Origin of the sequence: Bradyrhizobium sp. SZCCHNR1051, assembly GCF_032489615.1 — a bacterium.
Classification (GTDB): Bacteria; Pseudomonadota; Alphaproteobacteria; order Rhizobiales; family Xanthobacteraceae; genus Bradyrhizobium.
The window spans coordinates 1-16,239 of sequence record NZ_JAUEYJ010000028.1; the positions used below are offsets into that span (position 1 = coordinate 1).

At 65.3% G+C, this 16,239-nt stretch carries 15 protein-coding genes; 7 read left to right on the plus strand and 8 right to left on the minus strand.

Features of this window, described 5'->3' with window-relative positions; translation table 11 throughout:
- Nucleotides 1-434 precede the first annotated feature (434 nt).
- The 5 genes from QW868_RS29105 to QW868_RS29125 form a co-directional block, all read right to left on the minus strand.
- Nucleotides 435-800, minus strand: a complete 366-nt coding sequence (locus QW868_RS29105; RefSeq protein ID WP_315737216.1) for a hypothetical protein — start codon at nt 798-800, stop codon at nt 435-437.
- A 167-nt stretch (nt 801-967) separates the two neighbouring features.
- Nucleotides 968-1,630, minus strand: a complete 663-nt coding sequence (locus tag QW868_RS29110) for a sulfite oxidase-like oxidoreductase (RefSeq protein ID WP_315737217.1) — start codon at nt 1,628-1,630, stop codon at nt 968-970.
- A 26-nt stretch (nt 1,631-1,656) separates the two neighbouring features.
- Nucleotides 1,657-2,979, minus strand: coding sequence for an MFS transporter (locus tag QW868_RS29115; protein ID WP_315737218.1), 1,323 nt, complete (start codon nt 2,977-2,979; stop codon nt 1,657-1,659).
- 205 nt (nt 2,980-3,184) lie between these two features.
- Nucleotides 3,185-4,609 (minus strand): amidase, encoded by a 1,425-nt coding sequence (locus QW868_RS29120; protein ID WP_315813030.1) that lies wholly within the window; start codon nt 4,607-4,609, stop codon nt 3,185-3,187.
- Nucleotides 4,610-4,688: 79 nt separating this feature from the next.
- Entirely contained in the window at nt 4,689-5,465 is a 777-nt protein-coding gene (locus QW868_RS29125; protein WP_316232134.1) for an SDR family oxidoreductase, read from the minus strand.
- 160 nt (nt 5,466-5,625) lie between these two features.
- On the opposite strand from QW868_RS29125, the gene QW868_RS29130 reads away from it, so the two are divergent.
- Entirely contained in the window at nt 5,626-6,699 is a 1,074-nt protein-coding gene (locus QW868_RS29130; protein ID WP_316232135.1) for a tartrate dehydrogenase, read from the plus strand.
- Nucleotides 6,700-7,103: 404 nt separating this feature from the next.
- Here QW868_RS29130 and QW868_RS29135 read toward each other — a convergent pair whose 3' ends face one another.
- The 3 genes from QW868_RS29135 to QW868_RS29145 all read right to left on the minus strand — a co-directional run bounded on the left by QW868_RS29135 (nt 7,104) and on the right by QW868_RS29145 (nt 10,450).
- Nucleotides 7,104-8,015 (minus strand): NAD(P)-dependent oxidoreductase, encoded by a 912-nt coding sequence (locus QW868_RS29135; protein WP_316232136.1) that lies wholly within the window; start codon nt 8,013-8,015, stop codon nt 7,104-7,106.
- Nucleotides 8,016-8,240: 225 nt separating this feature from the next.
- On the minus strand, nt 8,241-9,491 hold the full coding sequence (locus QW868_RS29140) for a Zn-dependent hydrolase (RefSeq protein ID WP_316232137.1): 1,251 nt from the start codon (nt 9,489-9,491) through the stop codon (nt 8,241-8,243).
- Nucleotides 9,488-10,450 (minus strand): LysR family transcriptional regulator, encoded by a 963-nt coding sequence (locus QW868_RS29145; RefSeq protein WP_315737224.1) that lies wholly within the window; start codon nt 10,448-10,450, stop codon nt 9,488-9,490. The genes QW868_RS29140 and QW868_RS29145 overlap by 4 nt, the downstream gene beginning before the upstream one ends.
- Nucleotides 10,451-10,563: 113 nt before the next feature.
- On the opposite strand from QW868_RS29145, the gene QW868_RS29150 reads away from it, so the two are divergent.
- The 6 genes from QW868_RS29150 (at nt 10,564) to QW868_RS29175 (ending at nt 16,201) form a co-directional block, all read left to right on the plus strand.
- Entirely contained in the window at nt 10,564-11,382 is an 819-nt protein-coding gene (locus QW868_RS29150) for a putative hydro-lyase (protein WP_316232138.1), read from the plus strand.
- 82 nt (nt 11,383-11,464) lie between these two features.
- Nucleotides 11,465-12,709 carry an ABC transporter substrate-binding protein gene (locus tag QW868_RS29155; protein ID WP_316232139.1) on the plus strand — a complete coding sequence of 415 codons (1,245 nt, stop codon included), beginning with the start codon at nt 11,465-11,467 and terminating at the stop codon, nt 12,707-12,709.
- A gap of 193 nt (nt 12,710-12,902) precedes the next feature.
- Nucleotides 12,903-13,781 carry a branched-chain amino acid ABC transporter permease gene (locus QW868_RS29160; protein ID WP_315737227.1) on the plus strand — a complete coding sequence of 293 codons (879 nt, stop codon included), beginning with the start codon at nt 12,903-12,905 and terminating at the stop codon, nt 13,779-13,781.
- A complete protein-coding gene (locus QW868_RS29165; RefSeq protein ID WP_316232140.1) occupies nt 13,781-14,785 on the plus strand; it encodes a branched-chain amino acid ABC transporter permease in 1,005 nt (334 codons plus the stop codon). The genes QW868_RS29160 and QW868_RS29165 overlap by 1 nt, the downstream gene beginning before the upstream one ends.
- A complete protein-coding gene (locus tag QW868_RS29170; RefSeq protein WP_316232141.1) occupies nt 14,782-15,513 on the plus strand; it encodes an ABC transporter ATP-binding protein in 732 nt (243 codons plus the stop codon). Before QW868_RS29165 ends, QW868_RS29170 begins: the two co-directional genes overlap by 4 nt.
- Nucleotides 15,497-16,201 carry an ABC transporter ATP-binding protein gene (locus QW868_RS29175; RefSeq protein ID WP_316232142.1) on the plus strand — a complete coding sequence of 235 codons (705 nt, stop codon included), beginning with the start codon at nt 15,497-15,499 and terminating at the stop codon, nt 16,199-16,201. The genes QW868_RS29170 and QW868_RS29175 overlap by 17 nt, the downstream gene beginning before the upstream one ends.
- The last annotated feature ends 38 nt before the right edge of the window (nt 16,202-16,239 follow it).

A 16,239-nucleotide genomic window follows, 5' to 3' on the forward strand; every position in this document is an offset into this window, starting at 1 on the left:
TCCAGCAGAGGCGCTTGACGAGCTGCTGTCACGAATGAAAACACTGGGTGTTGCGACCACCGCTTGAGCCCGCCTCCCGGCCTTCCCTGCGCAATGGTTGGAACGGCTTATACGTGCTCTCTCCGGGGAACGGCTGTCTTGCCCCCGTCATCGCGATGCGCGTCATCCGCACCACGACTTGACGCCAGCACCGCGGCGCCGAGACCACACGATTTCGCCGTGCGCACCGGATCGTTCGTCCGCATGGAAGACCACGCTGCAACCCGTTGCGCCCACCGCATCCCGCGCTCCACGTCCGTGACGATCGCGATACGCCCCTCTGCAACGAGGCGGGATGGCGGTTAATAAATCACGATTTTCAGAAATATGCAAGGGGGATATTTCTGGGCCGGGGGGCCGGGCAAGCATCAATCGCGCACGCGACGCAGCAATGATCAGTCTCGCGGAGGCAGAAGCTCGATCTCCTGTTCGCCGTGCCGGATCGCTGTCGGCAGGTCTTGCGCGACGAGGTCGGAAATCCATTGGACGAGCGCGGGCAGGGCTTCGTCCTTCGCGCGCCGACGAAGTCCAGGCAAGTCCCGCTCGTGCGCGGTGCCGACTTTGATGTTGAGACGCTCATAAGGAATGTCGCCGTCCGGCGGCCGATATCGCGCATCGAACAGACGCCTGCCGTGGCTGCGAACGAGGTGGATGCGAATGCCGCCGAGATCTCTTGCGGTCAGTGCGGCGAGGATGACGCTCGGCTTGAGAAGATACCCGTAGCCCTTGGGGATCTTGCCGGTTTCTGAGGTGAACTCCATGCGATATCTCTGGCAGGTTCGGAAACTGAGCCCGTAGGGTGGGCAAAGCGGAGCGTGCCCACCATTCTTTTCTTTTCAGCTTCATTTCAGTGGCGACGGCGGTGGGCACGACGCTTCGCGTCTTTGCCCACCCTACGGCTCCGCTCGCTCGGCGCCACGGAAGCCCGTCAGTCCGAATAGCGCTGCTCGGCCCAGGGATCGCCGCGGTTGTGATAGCCGCGCACCTCCCAATAGCCGGGCGCATCCTTGTCTAGGAATTCGATCGCCTTCAGCCATTTTGCGCTCTTCCAGAAATACAGATGCGGCACGACGATGCGGACCGGGCCGCCATGCTCCTGGGTGAGCGGCGCGCCGGACCAGCTATGCGCGAGCAGGGCGTCCTCGGCGGCGAAGTCCTCCAGTGCGAGATTGGTCGTGTAGCCGTCGTAGGAATGCAGCACGACGAAATCGGTTGTGTCGCGCGGCCGGCAGGCGGCAAGCAGGTCGCGCGTCGCAAGCCCTTCCCATTGATTGTCGTAGCGCGACCAGGTCGTCACGCAATGAATGTCGGATGTGAACTGGCGCTGCTCCTGGGAGAGGAAGGCGGAGAAATCCCAGAACAGAGGATTTTCCACCGCGCCATAGACGTCGAGCCGCCAGCGCTCTGATGTGACCGAGGGCGTCAGGCCGAGATCGAGCACCGGCCAGTCGCGGGTCAGATGCTGGCCCGGCGGCAGGCGCTGGTCCTCGGGCCGCACGATCCGGCCGGTCAGGAATTTGCCCTCGTGAGCCCAGCGCTCCTTGCTGCGGGTCAGCTTGCTCTCGGGCGGTAGCCCGGACTCGTCAGCCATGACGGCACCTCATCCGTGGTGGCAGCTCATTCATGGCGGTGCATCGCCGACGCATGCTTGGTGTCACGCATGGTCGCATAGATCAATAGCGACGTGAAGATCACGCCCGTGAGATAATAATAGAACCAGGTCTCGTGCCCAATGCTCTTGAAGTAGAGCGCGATAGCCGGTGCGGTGCCGCCGAACAGCGAGACGGTGATCGCGTAGGGCAGGCCGACACCGAGCGCACGGACATTGGTCGGAAACAGCTCGGCCTTCACCACCGCGTTGATCGAGGTGTAGCCGGCCGTGAAGATCCAGGCGCCGCAGATCAGCAGGAAAGCTGTGAACGGCTCCTTGGTGCCCTGCAGCACGGTCAGAATCGGGATCGTCGCCAGCGTGCCGGCGACGCCGAAGAAGATCAGCAGCGGCTTGCGGCCGATGCGATCGGAGATCGCGCCATAGAGCGGCTGTAGCACGCAGGCAAACAGCAGCGAGCCGAAGATCACCATCGTGGTCTGGTCCTCGGTGAGGCCGACCGACAGCTTGACGAAAGTCTGCATGTAGGTCGTGAAGGTGTAGAATGCCGCCGTGCCACCCGCGGTCAGGCCGACCACCAGCAGCAGCTCTCTCGGATATTTGAGCAGCGTGGTGATCGATCCCGACGGACTGACCGTCTTCTTTGCTTCCACGAAGGCCTCGGTTTCATGCAGGTTCCGCCGCATGACGGCGGTGAAGATGGCGAGGCCGGCGCCGATCGCAAATGGAATGCGCCAGCCCCATGCCTTGAGCTCCTCGGTTGTCAAGAACACCTTCTGCAGGAGCAGCAGCACGATGATCGCGGTGAGCTGGCCGCCGATCAGGGTGACGTATTGGAAGCTCGAATAGAAGCCGCGATGCTTGGCGTCGGCGACCTCGGACAGGTAGGTGGCGCTGGCGCCATACTCGCCGCCGAGGCTGAGGCCCTCGATGACGCGGGCGAGCGCCAGGATGATCGGCGCGGCGATGCCGATGGTGGCATAGGTCGGCGTCACCGCAATGATCAGCGAGCCGAAGCACATGCAGAGGACCGAGACGGTCAGCGACAGCCGCCGGCCATGGTGATCGGCGAGATAGCCGAACAGCCAGCCGCCGAGCGGGCGCATCAGGAAGGTCGCGGCGAACACGACCGCGGCGTTGAGCTGCTCGACGACCGGGTCCTTCGATGGAAAGAAGGCCGGCGCGAAATACAGCGCAAACGCCGTATAGGCATAGAAATCGTACCATTCGACCAGGTTGCCGGCCGAGCCGATCAGGATCGCCTTGATGCGGCGCTCGACGTCGCTGAACGTCGTGGCTTCTTCGGCAGGCTCGATCACCTGGTCAGTCATATCCGGTCTCCGGCAAGCGTGATTTGCGGCCCTTCTACGGCAGCAGCCCCGATTGCCACAGACGATAACGGACATGGGTCCCATGTTCAGCGCATGGAACTCTGCGCGCGTGCCACAAGCAGTGTCGAGGCGGGGGCGCATCACGCTGCGGCCCATCCTTCGAGACGCCCGCCTTCGGCGGGCTCCTCAGGATGAGGGGAATGACTTAGCCCTTCGGCGCGCGCGGATCGATCGGGGTCGAGCCGGCAACGCCGAGGACGTCCTCCAGCACCTTGGCGCCTGCGAGCAGCTTGGCGTCGGCGCGCGGCGCTGCGACCATTTGCAGTCCGACCGGAAGACCCGACGCCGTGAAGCCGCAGGGCAGCGACAGGGCTGGGCAACAGGCCAGCGTGATCGCGTAGACGATGCCGAGCCATTGCACGTAGTTGTCGAACTTATGCCCGGCGCATTCGGCGACGTAGCGGTTCTCGACCGGGAAGGGCGGTACGATGGTGGCCGGCGCCAGCAGCAGATCATAGGTCTCGAAGAACTTGACGGCGCGCGCGGTGATCGCCACGCGCTGCGCCTCGGCGCGCGCGATCTGCGCGACCGTGAGCTTCAGCCCTTCCTCGATGTTCCAGATCACCTCGGGCTTCAAGAGGTCGCGCTTGGTACGCAGCAGCTCCGCCTTGCTCATCGCGAAGTCGAGCGCGCGCAGCACGTGGAAGCATTCATGCGCCTCGCTGAAATCGGGATGCGTCTCCTCGACGATCACGCCGAGCTCGGCGAAGCGCTGCGCCGCCTTGCGGGTGACCGCAGCGACTTCCGGATCCACGGGCGTGATGCCAAGATCCGGAGAGTAGGCAACGCGGACCGGCTTCCTGCCGGAGCGCGCGGCGGCCAGGAACGACGTCGCAGGCGAGGGCAGCGAGATCGGATCCGCGGCGTGCTCGCCGCTCATCGCGTCGAGCAGCAGCGCGAGGTCCGCGACGTTGCGGGCCATCGGGCCCTGGATGGCGAGATTGCGGTCGATGGCCACCGCCGGCGTATGCGCGACGCGGCCGAAGCTCGGGCGCAGGCCGACGATGCCGCAGAAGCTCGCGGGGTTGCGCAGCGAGCCGCCCATGTCGGAGCCGTGCGCCAACCAGGCCATGCCGGTGGCAAGCGCCACCGCGGCGCCGCCGGAGGAGCCGGCCGCCGAGCGGGACGTGTCCCAGGGATTGCGCGTCGCGCCGAACACCTCGTTGAAGGTGTTGGCGCCGGCGCCGAACTCCGGCGTGTTCGACTTGGCGTAGATCACGCCGCCATTGGCTTCGAGATGCTCGACCATGAGATCAGAGCGTTCCGGAATCCGGTCCTTGAAGATCGGCGAGCCCTGGGTGGTGAGCACGCCGGCGACGTCGGTGAGGTCCTTGATCGGCACGGGCAGCCCGGCCAGCACCCCGCGCTCGGCAGCCGGTTTCTGCATCAGCGCCTTGGCGTGATCGCGCGCGCGGTCGAAGCACAGCGTCGGCAGCGCATTGACCTTGCCGTCGACGGCTGCGATGCGCGCTTCCAGCGCGTCGAGGCAATCCAGCGGCGTGACCTTGCCGGACTTCAACTTGTCGACGACGGCGCAGGCGCTCTCGCGGATCAATCCCTGGTCGGCCAAAGTGCAGTTCTCCTGATTGGAAGCGTCCCGGCGCAAAGTCGTAGATCATGTTTCGGCTGAGGTGGAAAGGTCGCGGCGATCAACCCCACCCTGCGCTGATGCCGCCATCGACGGTATAGATCACGCCGGAGGTGTAGCCGGCACGGTCCGAGGCCAGGAACGCCATCAGGTCGGCGATCTCCCTGACATGCGCGGGGCGGCCGAGCGGCAGGCTCTTCTGGAATTCGGTGTAGCGGCTCTCGTCGCCGAACTGATGCTTGGCGCGGGTCTTGAGCAGAGTGACGTGGCGATCGGTGCCGACCGGCCCGGGATTGATGCCGACCACACGGATGTTGTCGGCGAGGCTCTTGGAGCCGAGCGCGCGGGTGAAGGCCATCAGCGCCGCATTGCCGGCGCTGCCGCAGATGTAGTTGGCGTCGAATTTCTCGCCGGCCGCGCCGATGTCGTTGATGATGACGCCGCCACCGCGCGCCTTCATCTGCGCATAGACCAGGCGCGTCAGATTGATGAAGCCGAACACCTTCAGGTCCCAGGCATGCCGCCAGGCCGCCTCGTCGATCTTGTCGATCGCGCCGCCCGGGATGTCGCCGGCATTGTTGACGAGGATGTCGATATCGGAAGCGGCTTCGGCCAGCCGCGCGACGTCCTCGCTCTTGCGCAGGTCCACGACATGCGCGGCCGCATCGATCTGATGCTTCGATCGCAGCTGCCCGACCAGCGCCGCGAGCCGGTCGCCACTGCGCGCTGCAAGCCTGACGTGACAGCCTTCCTCGGCGAAGGCTTCGGCGGCTGCGGCACCGATCCCCTTGGACGCGCCGGTGATGAGAACGCGCTTGCCGCGCAGATGAAGGTCCATGGACGTGCTCGCTGGGATGGGTGAGGAGATAGGATTGTCTGGCGCGTCAGCCATGCGGTCAATCTTGCACCGCAGCGTTGCGCTTGGGCGTGGTTTGGTTCATTCAGGCATTCGCCATTTCAGCCGGGCGTACCGGCGTAAACGACCAAGGATCCGCTCGATGAGCAAGAAGCCCTATCGCATCGCAGTCATTCCCGGCGACGGCATCGGCAAGGAGGTCATGCCCGAGGGCATTCGCGTGATCGAGACGGCGGCCAAGAAGCACGGCGTCGCGGTGCAGTTCGATCATTTCGACTTCTCGAGCTACGACTATTACGAGAAGCACGGCCAGATGATGCCGGACGACTGGAAGGCGCAGATCGGCGGCCATGACGCGATCTATTTCGGCGCCGTCGGCTGGCCCGCCAAGATCGCAGACCATGTGTCGCTGTGGGGCTCGCTCATCAAGTTCCGCCGCGAGTTCGATCAGTACGTCAATCTGCGTCCCGTGCGGCTGATGCCCGGCGTGCCGTCGCCGCTGGCGGGTCGCAAGCCCGGCGACATCGATTTCTGGGTGGTGCGCGAGAACACCGAAGGCGAATACTCCTCGGTCGGCGGCCGCATGTTCCCGGACACCGATCGCGAGTTCGCGACGCAGCAGACGGTGATGACGCGCATCGGCGTCGACCGCATCCTGAAGTTCGCCTTCGAGCTCGCTCAATCCCGGCCGAAGAAGCATCTGACCTCGGCGACGAAGTCCAACGGCATTTCGATCACGATGCCTTACTGGGACGAGCGCGTCGAGGCGATGGCGAAGAACTATCCGGGCGTGAAGTGGGACAAGTACCACATCGACATCCTCACCGCGAACTTCGTGCTGCACCCGGACTGGTTCGACGTCGTCGTCGGCTCCAATCTGTTCGGCGACATCCTGTCCGATCTGGGACCTGCCTGCACCGGCACGATCGGCATCGCGCCGTCGGGCAACATCAATCCCGAGCGCAATTTCCCGTCGGTGTTCGAGCCGGTGCACGGCTCGGCGCCCGATATCGCAGGGCAGGGGATTGCCAACCCGATCGGCATGATCTGGTCGGGCGCGATGATGCTGGAGCATCTGGGAGAGAAGACTGCAGCGCAGTCGATCGTCGGCGCGATCGAGCGGACGCTGGCCGAACGGACGCTGCGCACGCGGGATCTGGGCGGCAACGCCGATACGGTGGCGTGCGGCAAGGCCGTCGCAGACATGGTGGACTAGTCGCCGCTATTTGCTCGATGTCGCCCCGGCGAACGCCGGGGCCCATAACCACCGGCCGTCATTGTAGCCGCCGATATCTGCCACCGCGCGCCACAGATAAATCACGCGGTATGGGTCCCGGCGTTCGCCGGGACGACGGTGGGGGGCGGCAGCTCGATCAACATCGTCATTGCGAGGAGCGTAGCGACGAAGCAATCCAGGGCCGTCGCGGGGACTCTGGATTGCTTCGCTTCGCTCGCAATGACGAAGGAGAGAGCCGTAGGGTGGGCAAAGGCGCGGCTCTGCTGCATCCCCGCATGAGATCGCGGTGGCGCCGTGCCCACCGTCTTGCCGCGTACGCGCTGATCGACGGTGGGCACGCTGCCGCCTAGCGCGGCCGCTTTGCCCACCCTACGCGTCAACAACTACTTCTTCGCTACGCGCCGGCAGTGCTCCCATGCGGCGTGGATCAGGTTCTCGCTCGCCTCCGGGGTGCGGAAGGCCGAGTGCGCGGACAGCGTCACGTTCGGGATCGTGGTCAGCACGTGATCTGCCGGCAGCGGCTCGGTGTTGAAGACGTCGAGGCCGGCGTGGCGGATGTGGCCGGAGCGCAGGGCGTCGATCATCGCTGCTTCGTCGACGATGGCCGCGCGGGCGGTGTTCACGAAGATCACGCCCGGCCGCATCTGCGCGATGCGGTCGCGGGACAGGAAGCCGCGGGTCTCGTCGTTGAGCAGGAGATGCAGCGAGACGACGTGGCTCTCCTTGAGCAGCGTGTCGAGATCGACGAACTCCACGCCCGGATGACTCTTCGGCGAGCGGTTCCAGGCGATCACCTTCATGCCGCCGCCGGACGCGATGCGCGCGACCTCCGCGGCGATGCCGCCGAAGCCGATCAGGCCGAGGGTCTTGCCGGTCAACTGCATGCCGTCGTCGCGCAGCCAGTTGCCGGCGCGCATCTCGCGGTCCATCTGCGCGATGCCGCGGGCCGAGGCCCACATCAGCGCGATCGCTGCTTCTGCCACCGCCGTATCGCCATAGCCCTTGATCAGGTGCACGGTGATGCCGAGCTCGGCCAGCTCCTCCGGATTCATGTAGCTGCGCGCGCCGGTGCCGAGGAACACGACGTGCTTGAGCCCCTTGCACTGCTTCGCGACCTCGGTGGGCAGGGCGGTGTGATCGACCACGCCGATCTCGGCGCCATCGAGAATGGCGGGCCAGTCGTCCGGCTTGATGTCCGGATCGAGATGCACGCGCATCTCGGGATCGGCCGATCTTCGCTGCCGCTCGAAAATCTCGGCAAGCGACTCGTTGGCGTCGATGAAAACTCCGCGCACGTGAGGATCTCCTCTAGGAAGTAGGCAAAATGGTCGCGCAGGACGAGGTCTGCTCCCTCCCCCCTTGTGGGGAAGGGCTGGGGAGGGGGGCCCCGGGCGACACCGCCGCTGTGGACCCCCACCCCCAACCCCTCCCCGCAAGGGGGAGGGGAGCTCAGTGTGCCTGCGCGACTTAGATCGGAGAATGATAACTTAAAGTAGCAGCGAGTGAGAGCAATCAGCCCGTCACGACGCCACGCCCGCCAGCGACAGCACGGTGTGCAGCAGCACGTTGGCGCCGGCGGCGCAGTCGGATTGCGTGGCATCCTCGAGCTCGTTGTGGCTGATGCCATCCTTGCAGGGCACGAACACCATCGCGGCCGGCATGATCGTGTTGAGATTGCAGGCGTCGTGGCCCGCTCCCGACGTGATGCGCCGGTGCGAATAGCCGAGCGTGCCGGCAGCGCGCTCGACGGCATCGACCAGCTTGGGATCGAAGTGCGTCGGCGGCTTGCGCCAGACCTGGTCGATCGCGATCTCGACTTTGCGCTTCTTGGAAATCTCGCTCGCCGCCGCACGCAGGCTGGCATCGAGCGCGTCCAGCGTCTCGGCGTTGGCGCTGCGGCAGTCGATGGTGAAGGCGATCTCGCCGGGGATCACGTTGCGCGAGGGATTGGCGATCACGGCCTCGCCGATGGTGGCGACCGCGTTCGGTCCGAGCTTGAGCGCGATCTGCTCCAGGGTGAGCGCGAACTCCGACAGCGCCAGCAGCGCGTCGCGGCGGAGCGGCATCGGTGTCGAGCCGGCATGGCTCTCGAAGCCGGTGACCTTGCCGTCGTACCAGAACACGCCCTGGCCGTGATCGACCACGCCGATGGTCTTGTTCTCGGCCTCCAGGATCGGACCCTGCTCGATGTGCAGCTCGACGAAGCCCGAGAATGTCTGCGTGCCGACCTTGGTCTCGCCGCGATAGCCGATCTCGTCCAGCGCCGCGCCCACGGTCATGCCTGCGGCATCTGTCCGCGACAAAATGTCCTCGACCGTGAAGTCGCCGACATAGGCGGCCGACGCCATCATCGCCGGCGCGAAGCGCGAGCCTTCCTCGTTGGTCCAGTTGACGATGCAGAGCGGCGCGTCGGTCTCGATGCCGGCGTCGTTGAGCGTGCGGATCACCTCCAGCGCGCCGAGCGTGCCGAGAATGCCGTCGAACTTGCCGCCCGTCGGCTGGGTGTCGAGATGCGAGCCGAGCCCGACCGGCGGCTTCGACATGTCGCGGCCCTTGCGAAGTGCGAACATCGAGCCGAGCGTGTCGACGTGCACGTCGAGCTCGGCATCCTCGCAGGCTTTGCGGAACCAGTCGCGGACCTGCTTGTCCTCCTGGCTCAAGGTCAGCCGCCGCACGCCGCCCTTCGGCGTCGCGCCAAACCTGGCGGTCTCGTGAATGCTGTCCCAGAGGCGGGCGGAATCGATCTGCAGATTGGTGACGGCGCGGCTCATGCTTGAAATCCCTGTACTCCGGCATCCTGTCCATCGCGCGCCGCGACGATGGCGTCAACCGATGCCGCCGGATGGCTGGCCGTCTGCGCCGTCCTGGCTGCGAGCTCGGCGACGCGCTCGATCGCGACCATCTCGGGCGATGACAGCCAGCTCGCCGTGAAGGTCAGCGGCGGAATCCGCAAATCCGTTTTCAACTCCTGCAGGCGTCCGCGCTCGATCTCGTTGGCGACGATCGCCGCGGGAATGACGGCGACGCCGAGGCCCTCGACGGCCATGTGGATCACGGTCGCCAGCGAGGCGCTGGCGTGCAGCCGCATCGGCGGCAGATGCGGGCGGTTGAACAGCGAACGCACATTGTCATAGGGCTGGGTGTTGCGCGGAAAGGTGATGATTGGAAACCGTGCCATCTGCTCCGCCGTGATCAGGCCTTTGCCGAAACCCAAAGAGGGGCTGGCCAGGAAGCTGATCGGATAGTCGCACAGCACGCGGCTGCGGATGCCCGACGCGGACGGCGAGCCGAGCGCGAAGGCGAGCTCGATCTCCTGCGCCAGCAGCCGTGCATGCAGGTTCGGCGTGACGTCGACCTCGATCTCCAGCGAGAGGTTCGGATAGCTCTCGTTGACGCTCTTGATCAGCCGCGGCAGCCAGTCGTGCACGATGGTCTCGGCGACGCCGAGCCGAAGCACGCCGCGCATCGCGGAGCGGTCGCCGACCTCGGCCAGCATCTCCGCGCGCAGGCCGATCAGCTTCTCGGCATACACCAGCATCTGTCGTCCGCTCGCAGTCGGTGACGCCACGCGATGGTCGCGGTTGAGCAGCTTGACGCCGAGCTCGCGCTCGAGCTGGGCGATCCGCTGGGAAATGGCCGGCTGAGTGGTGTTCAGGCGCTGCGCCGCGCCGCGAAAGCTGCCAAGCTTCACCACCCAGAGGAAGGTCTCGATGGAACGGAAATCCAACATCGCGCCCCGCTCGGATCAATTTGTCTTATCGATCCCGATTAAAAACGAAGATTAGACTTTATAGCATGGCTGATGTTCAGTGAGTTTGTCGAGATATTAGGCAAGTGGCACAAATGACTGTTTCTGCGGCACTGCAGCAATCAGCGGGTGGGAGTGAACTTCTCCCGAGCCATCAAGCCCGCCTGGATTATCGCGCCGGCAGGGGCTGGAGCACGGCGGGGGTCGCAAACGGCTTCGTCCAGGGCAATCTGGCTGTTATCCCCGAGCAGTACGCTGGCGCCTTCCACCGCTTCTGCCAGCTCAATCCGAAGCCGTGCCCGATCATCGGCATGTCCGATCCGGGCAATCCTTTCATCCCGGCGCTCGGCGCCGACCTCGACATCCGCACCGATGTGCCGCGCTATCGCGTCTGGCGCGATGGCGAGATGGTCGAGGAGCCGACCGATCTGCTTGCGCACTGGCGCGACGACCTCGTCACCTTCGTGCTCGGCTGCTCGTTCTCGTTCGAGGAGGCGCTGATGGCGGACGGTCTGCCGATCCGCCACATCGAGCAGGGCTGTCGCGTGCCGATGTACCGCACCAACATCGCCTGCACGCCGTCGGGGCCGTTCGGGGGGCCGATGGTGGTGTCGATGCGCCCGTTCAAGCCGGCGCAGGCGATCCGCGCCGCGCAGATCACGACGCGCTTTCCCGCGGTGCACGGCGCGCCGGTGCATCTCGGTCATCCTGAGCAGATCGGCATCGCTGATCTCAACAAGCCGGACTACGGCGATCCGGTGCCCGTCGCTGCGGACGAAATCCCTGTGTTCTGGGCCTGCGGCGTCACACCGCAGGCGGTCATCGCCGCGGCCAAGCTGCCCTTCGCCATCACCCACGCGCCGGGCCTGATGCTGATCACCGATCTCAGGAACAAGGATCTCGCCGTCCTCTAGTCAGCCAGCTTGTGCTGCTTTTTGAGCCTTTACCACCGACGTCAACCGCTTCATCGATGCGCTTTCATCAGAGGATCTTGCCATGACCATTACGCGCCGTAACGTCCTGCTTGGAGCCACCGCTGCCGCTGCTCTCGGTCCGATCGCCGCCCGCGCCCAGACGTCGGAAGTGAAGATCGGCGTCATCTATCCGTTCTCGGGCGCCAGCGCCCAGATCGGCGTCGACGCGCAGCGCGCGTTCGAGACGGCGGCCGAGATCATCAACGGCAAATACGACTACGACCTGCCGCTGGCCCGTACCGAGGGTCTGCCGGGTCTCGGCGGCGCCAAGATCAAGCTGGTGTTCGCCGATCATCAGGCGGATCCGCAGAAGGGCCGCGCCGAGGCCGAGCGCCTGATCACGCAGGAGAAGGTCGCAGCCGTCATCGGCTCCTACCAGAGTGCCGTCGCGGTTACCGCGAGCCAGATCTGCGAGCGCTACCAGATCCCGTATCTCTCCGCCGACAACTCCTCGCCGAGCCTGCATCGCCGCGGCTTGAAATACTATTTCCGCGCCGCGCCGCATGACGAGATGTTCTCGCAGGCGATGTTCGACTTCTTCGATGCGATGAAGAAGAAGGGCACCAAGATCGAGACGCTCGCGCTGTTCCACGAGGACACCATCTTCGGCACGGATTCGAGCAACGCCCAGCTCAAGCTCGCCAATGAGCGCGGCTACAAGATCGTCGCCGACATCAAGTACCGCGCCAACTCGCCGTCGCTGTCGGCCGAGGTGCAGCAGCTCAAGGCGGCCAATGCCGACGTGCTGATGCCGTCGAGCTACACCACCGACGGCATCCTGCTGGTCAAGACCATGGCCGAGCTCGGCTACAAGCCGAATGCGATCGTGGCGCAGGACGCCGGCTTCTCGGAGAAGGCGCTGTATGACGCGGTCGGCGACAAGCTCGAAGGCGTGATCTCGCGCGGCTCGTTCTCGCTCGATCTCGCCGCCAAGCGGCCGATGGTCGGCAAGATCAACGACATGTTCAAGGCCAAGTCGGGCAAGGATTTCAACGACTACTCCTCGCGGCAGTTCATGGGCCTGATCGTGATGGCCGACGCCATCAACCGCGCCAAGTCCACCGATGGCGAGAAGATCCGCGACGCGCTGGCCGCGACCGACATGCCGGGCGAGCAGACCATCATGCCGTGGAAGCGCGTGAAATTCGACGAGAGCGGCCAGAACAACGACGCCGATCCGGTGCTGCTGCAATATGTCGGCGGCAAGTTCGTCACCATCTTCCCGACCCAGGCCGCGGTGGCCCAAGCCACCTGGCCGATGAAGTAGCAACCTCGAGTGTCGTCCCGGGCAAGCCGCGACGCGCGTCAGCGCGTGGCGGCGCCGACCCGGGACCCATACTCCGAGGCCGTGGTTGGACGATGATTGGTCGTCGTCGTGCCCCACAAAAACAGTCGTGGTTATGGGTCCTGGCTTTCGCCAGGACGACACCAAGTGTCACATCGAGAGTGGGGCAAGATCTGTGACAGCAGAAACAATCATCCAAAGTCTCGCCAGCGGCCTCTTGATGGGCCTGCTCTACGGCCTGATCGCCGTGGGGCTGGCGCTCATCTTCGGGCTGATGGACGTCGTGAACTTCGCCCATGGCGAGTTCCTGATGATCGCGATGTACGCGACCTTCTTCCTGTTCGCGTTCTTTGCGCTCGACCCGTTGCTTGCAGCGCCGCTGGTCGCCGCCGCTCTGTTCGTGTTCGGCGCGGTGGTCTATCTGCTGATCGTCAGATTTGCCGTCCGGGCCAAGGCCAATACCGGCATGGTGCAGATCTTCTCCACCTTCGGGCTCGCGGTGCTGATGCGCGGGGTCGCGCAGTATTTCTTCACGCCGGACTATCGCAGCATTCCGCACTCCTGGCTCGGCGGCAAGACGATCTCGATCGCCGGCATCTATCTGCCGCAGCCGCAGCTGGTCGGCGCGCTGATCGCGATCGCGGCCTTCGCCGGGCTGTACTTCTTCATCCACCGCACCGATTTCGGCCGCGCGCTAGAGGCGACGCGTGAGGATGCCGGCGCGGTGGCGCTGGTCGGCATCGACAAGAACAAGGTGTTCGCACTCGGCTGGGGCCTTGGTGCGGCGCTGGTCGGCCTTGCCGGTGCGGTCATGGCGATCTTCTTCTATGTCTTTCCCGACGTCGGCGCGTCGTTCGCGACCATCGCCTATGTGACGGTGGCGCTCGGCGGCTTCGGCAGCGTATTCGGCGCCTTTGCCGGCGGCATCGTCGTCGGCCTGGTCGAGGCGATCACCACGCTGATCCTGCCGCCGTCACTCAAGACCGTCGGCATCTACGGCGTCTATCTCCTCGTCGTCTTCATCCGCCCGCGCGGCCTGTTCGGATCGATCTGATGGACAAGGCATTCATCCAACGCCGCCGGCGCGACCTCGTCCTCGCCGCCTTCCTCGCCGCGGTCGCGGCCGCGGTGCCGCTGTTCGTCAAGGACGTCTACGTCCAGAACATCATGGTGTTGACCCTGATGTATGCGGCGCTGTCGCAGAGCTGGAACATTCTGTCCGGCTATTGCGGCCAGATCTCGCTGGGACACGCGCTGTATTTCGGGCTTGGCGCCTACACCACCGCGATCCTGTTCACCAAGTTCGGCGTGCTGCCGTGGTTCGGCATGCTCGCCGGCGGTCTCATCTCAGCCGTCATTGCGATGGCGCTCGGCTATCCCTGCTTCCGGCTCGGCGGCCATTACTTCGTCATCGCAACCATCGTCATCGCCGAGATAACGCTGCTCTTGTTCCAGAACTGGGATTGGGCGGGGGCGGCACTCGGCATCGACATTCCGGTGCGGCGCGACTCGTGGCTGACCTTCCAGTTCACCCGCTCCAAGCTGCCGTACTTCTACTTTGCGCTCGTGCTCGCCTGCGTCGCCTGGTTCGTGACCTGGTGGCTGGGGGATTCGAAGTGGGGCTATTGGTGGCGCGCGGTGAAGGACAACCCGGTCGCCGCCGAGAGCCTCGGCGTCGACGTGTTCAACTCCAAGATGGGCGCAGCGGCCGTCTCGGCCTTCCTGGTCGCGATCGGCGGCAGCTTCTATGCGCAGTTCGTGTCCTACATCGATCCTGAAAGCGTGATGGGATTCCAGTTCTCGCTCTTGATGGCGCTCCCGGCCGTGCTCGGCGGCATCGGCACCTTGTGGGGACCGATGCTGGGCGCGGTCATCCTGATCCCGCTGACCGAGCTGACCCGCTCCTTCATCGGCGGCTCCGGCCGCGGCGTCGACCTGATCGTGTATGGCGGCCTGATCGTTGCGATCTCGCTGGCGCGGCCGCAGGGGCTGGTCAGTCTGTTCTCCCGCAAGCCGAGGCCGGCCGCCCAGCCGGCGAGAGAGGCGGTGGCGTCATGACCGCGCTGTTGGAAACCCGCAACATCACCCAGCGCTTCTCCGGCCTGACCGCGAACTCCGACGTCTCGATTTCGGTCGGGCGCGGCGAGATCGTCGGCCTGATCGGACCGAACGGCGCCGGCAAGTCGACCTTGTTCAACCTGATTGCCGGCGCGTTCAAGCCGACTGAAGGCGCGATCATCTTCGACGGCGACGACGTCACGGCGCTGCCGGCAGCCGAGCGCTGCCAGCGTGGCATCGGCCGCACGTTCCAGGTCGTGAAGAGCTTTGAGAGCATGACGGTGATCGAGAACGTCATCGTCGGCGCGCTGGTGCGCACCACTGTCATGCGCGAGGCGCGGCGGAAGGCGCATGACGTGCTGGCCTTCTGCGGGCTCGATACGCGTGCCGACGTGCTGGCGAGCGACCTCGTGCCGTCGGAGAAGCGGCGGCTGGAAGTGGCCCGCGCGCTCGCGACCGAGCCGAAGCTGCTGCTGCTCGACGAGGTGCTGACCGGCCTGACGCCGGTCGAGTCACAAAAGGGCGTCGAGCTCGTGCGCCGCGTGCGCGACACCGGCATCACGGTGCTGATGGTCGAGCACGTCATGGAGATCGTGATGCCGCTGGTCGATCGCGCCATCGTGCTCGATCTCGGCAAGGTGCTGATCGAAGGCAAGCCCACGGACGTCGTCCGCGATCCCAAAGTCATTTCCGCCTATCTCGGAGACCGCCATGCTGTCGGTGCGTGACGTCACCACCGCCTATCAGGGCCTCGTTGCGATTTCGAACGTCTCGATCGATGTCGAGAAGGGTGAGATCGTCTGCGTCGCCGGCGCCAATGGCGCCGGCAAGTCGACGCTCTTGAAGTCGATCGCCGGCGCCGAGCGGCCGCGTGCCGGCGCCGTCACCTTCGACGGCAATCGCATCGACGGCATGGCGCAGTATCTGATCACGGCCAAGGGCATTGCCTATGTGCCGGAGAACCGGCGGCTGTTTCCGCGGCTCTCGGTGCGCGACAACTTAAGGCTCGGCAGCTATCTGTATCGCGGCGAGGCCAATCGCGAGGAGCCGCTCGACTTCGTGTTCAAGCTGTTTCCGCGGCTGTCGGAGCGGCTCGAGCAGCGCGCGGAAACGCTGTCCGGCGGCGAGCAGCAGATGCTGGCGATCGGCCGCGCGCTGATGACGCGGCCGCGGCTCCTGATGCTCGACGAGCCGTCGCAGGGCATCATGCCGAAGCTGGTCGACGAGATCTTCCAGGCCGTCAAGCGCATCCGCGATGCCGGCATGACGGTGCTGATCGTCGAGCAGCGCATGGCCGAGTGCCTGGAGATCGCCGACCGTGCCTACATCCTGCAGACCGGCCGCGTGCTGATGCAGGGCACCGCCGCCGAGATCAGCGGCAACAAGGATGTGCGGAAGGCGTATCTGGGGCTGTGATCGACTGTGTGCTTCGCAGCCGCCGAGCCGCTGCAAAG

Excerpts from the sequence above, each read along its gene's own strand:
- QW868_RS29115 (WP_315737218.1), bottom strand. The coding sequence starts at position 2,979 with ATGACTGACCAGGTGATCGAGCCTGCCGAAGAAGCCACGACGTTCAGC.
- QW868_RS29175 (WP_316232142.1), top strand. The coding sequence starts at position 15,497 with ATGCTGTCGGTGCGTGACGTCACCACCGCCTATCAGGGCCTCGTTGCG.
- QW868_RS29170 (WP_316232141.1), top strand. The coding sequence starts at position 14,782 with ATGACCGCGCTGTTGGAAACCCGCAACATCACCCAGCGCTTCTCCGGC.
- QW868_RS29110 (WP_315737217.1), bottom strand. The coding sequence starts at position 1,630 with ATGGCTGACGAGTCCGGGCTACCGCCCGAGAGCAAGCTGACCCGCAGC.
- QW868_RS29155 (WP_316232139.1), top strand. The coding sequence starts at position 11,465 with ATGACCATTACGCGCCGTAACGTCCTGCTTGGAGCCACCGCTGCCGCT.
- QW868_RS29140 (WP_316232137.1), bottom strand. The coding sequence starts at position 9,491 with ATGAGCCGCGCCGTCACCAATCTGCAGATCGATTCCGCCCGCCTCTGG.
- QW868_RS29105 (WP_315737216.1), bottom strand. The coding sequence starts at position 800 with ATGGAGTTCACCTCAGAAACCGGCAAGATCCCCAAGGGCTACGGGTAT.
- QW868_RS29150 (WP_316232138.1), top strand. The coding sequence starts at position 10,564 with ATGACTGTTTCTGCGGCACTGCAGCAATCAGCGGGTGGGAGTGAACTT.
- QW868_RS29125 (WP_316232134.1), bottom strand. The coding sequence starts at position 5,465 with ATGGACCTTCATCTGCGCGGCAAGCGCGTTCTCATCACCGGCGCGTCC.
- QW868_RS29145 (WP_315737224.1), bottom strand. The coding sequence starts at position 10,450 with ATGTTGGATTTCCGTTCCATCGAGACCTTCCTCTGGGTGGTGAAGCTT.
- QW868_RS29165 (WP_316232140.1), top strand. The coding sequence starts at position 13,781 with ATGGACAAGGCATTCATCCAACGCCGCCGGCGCGACCTCGTCCTCGCC.
- QW868_RS29130 (WP_316232135.1), top strand. The coding sequence starts at position 5,626 with ATGAGCAAGAAGCCCTATCGCATCGCAGTCATTCCCGGCGACGGCATC.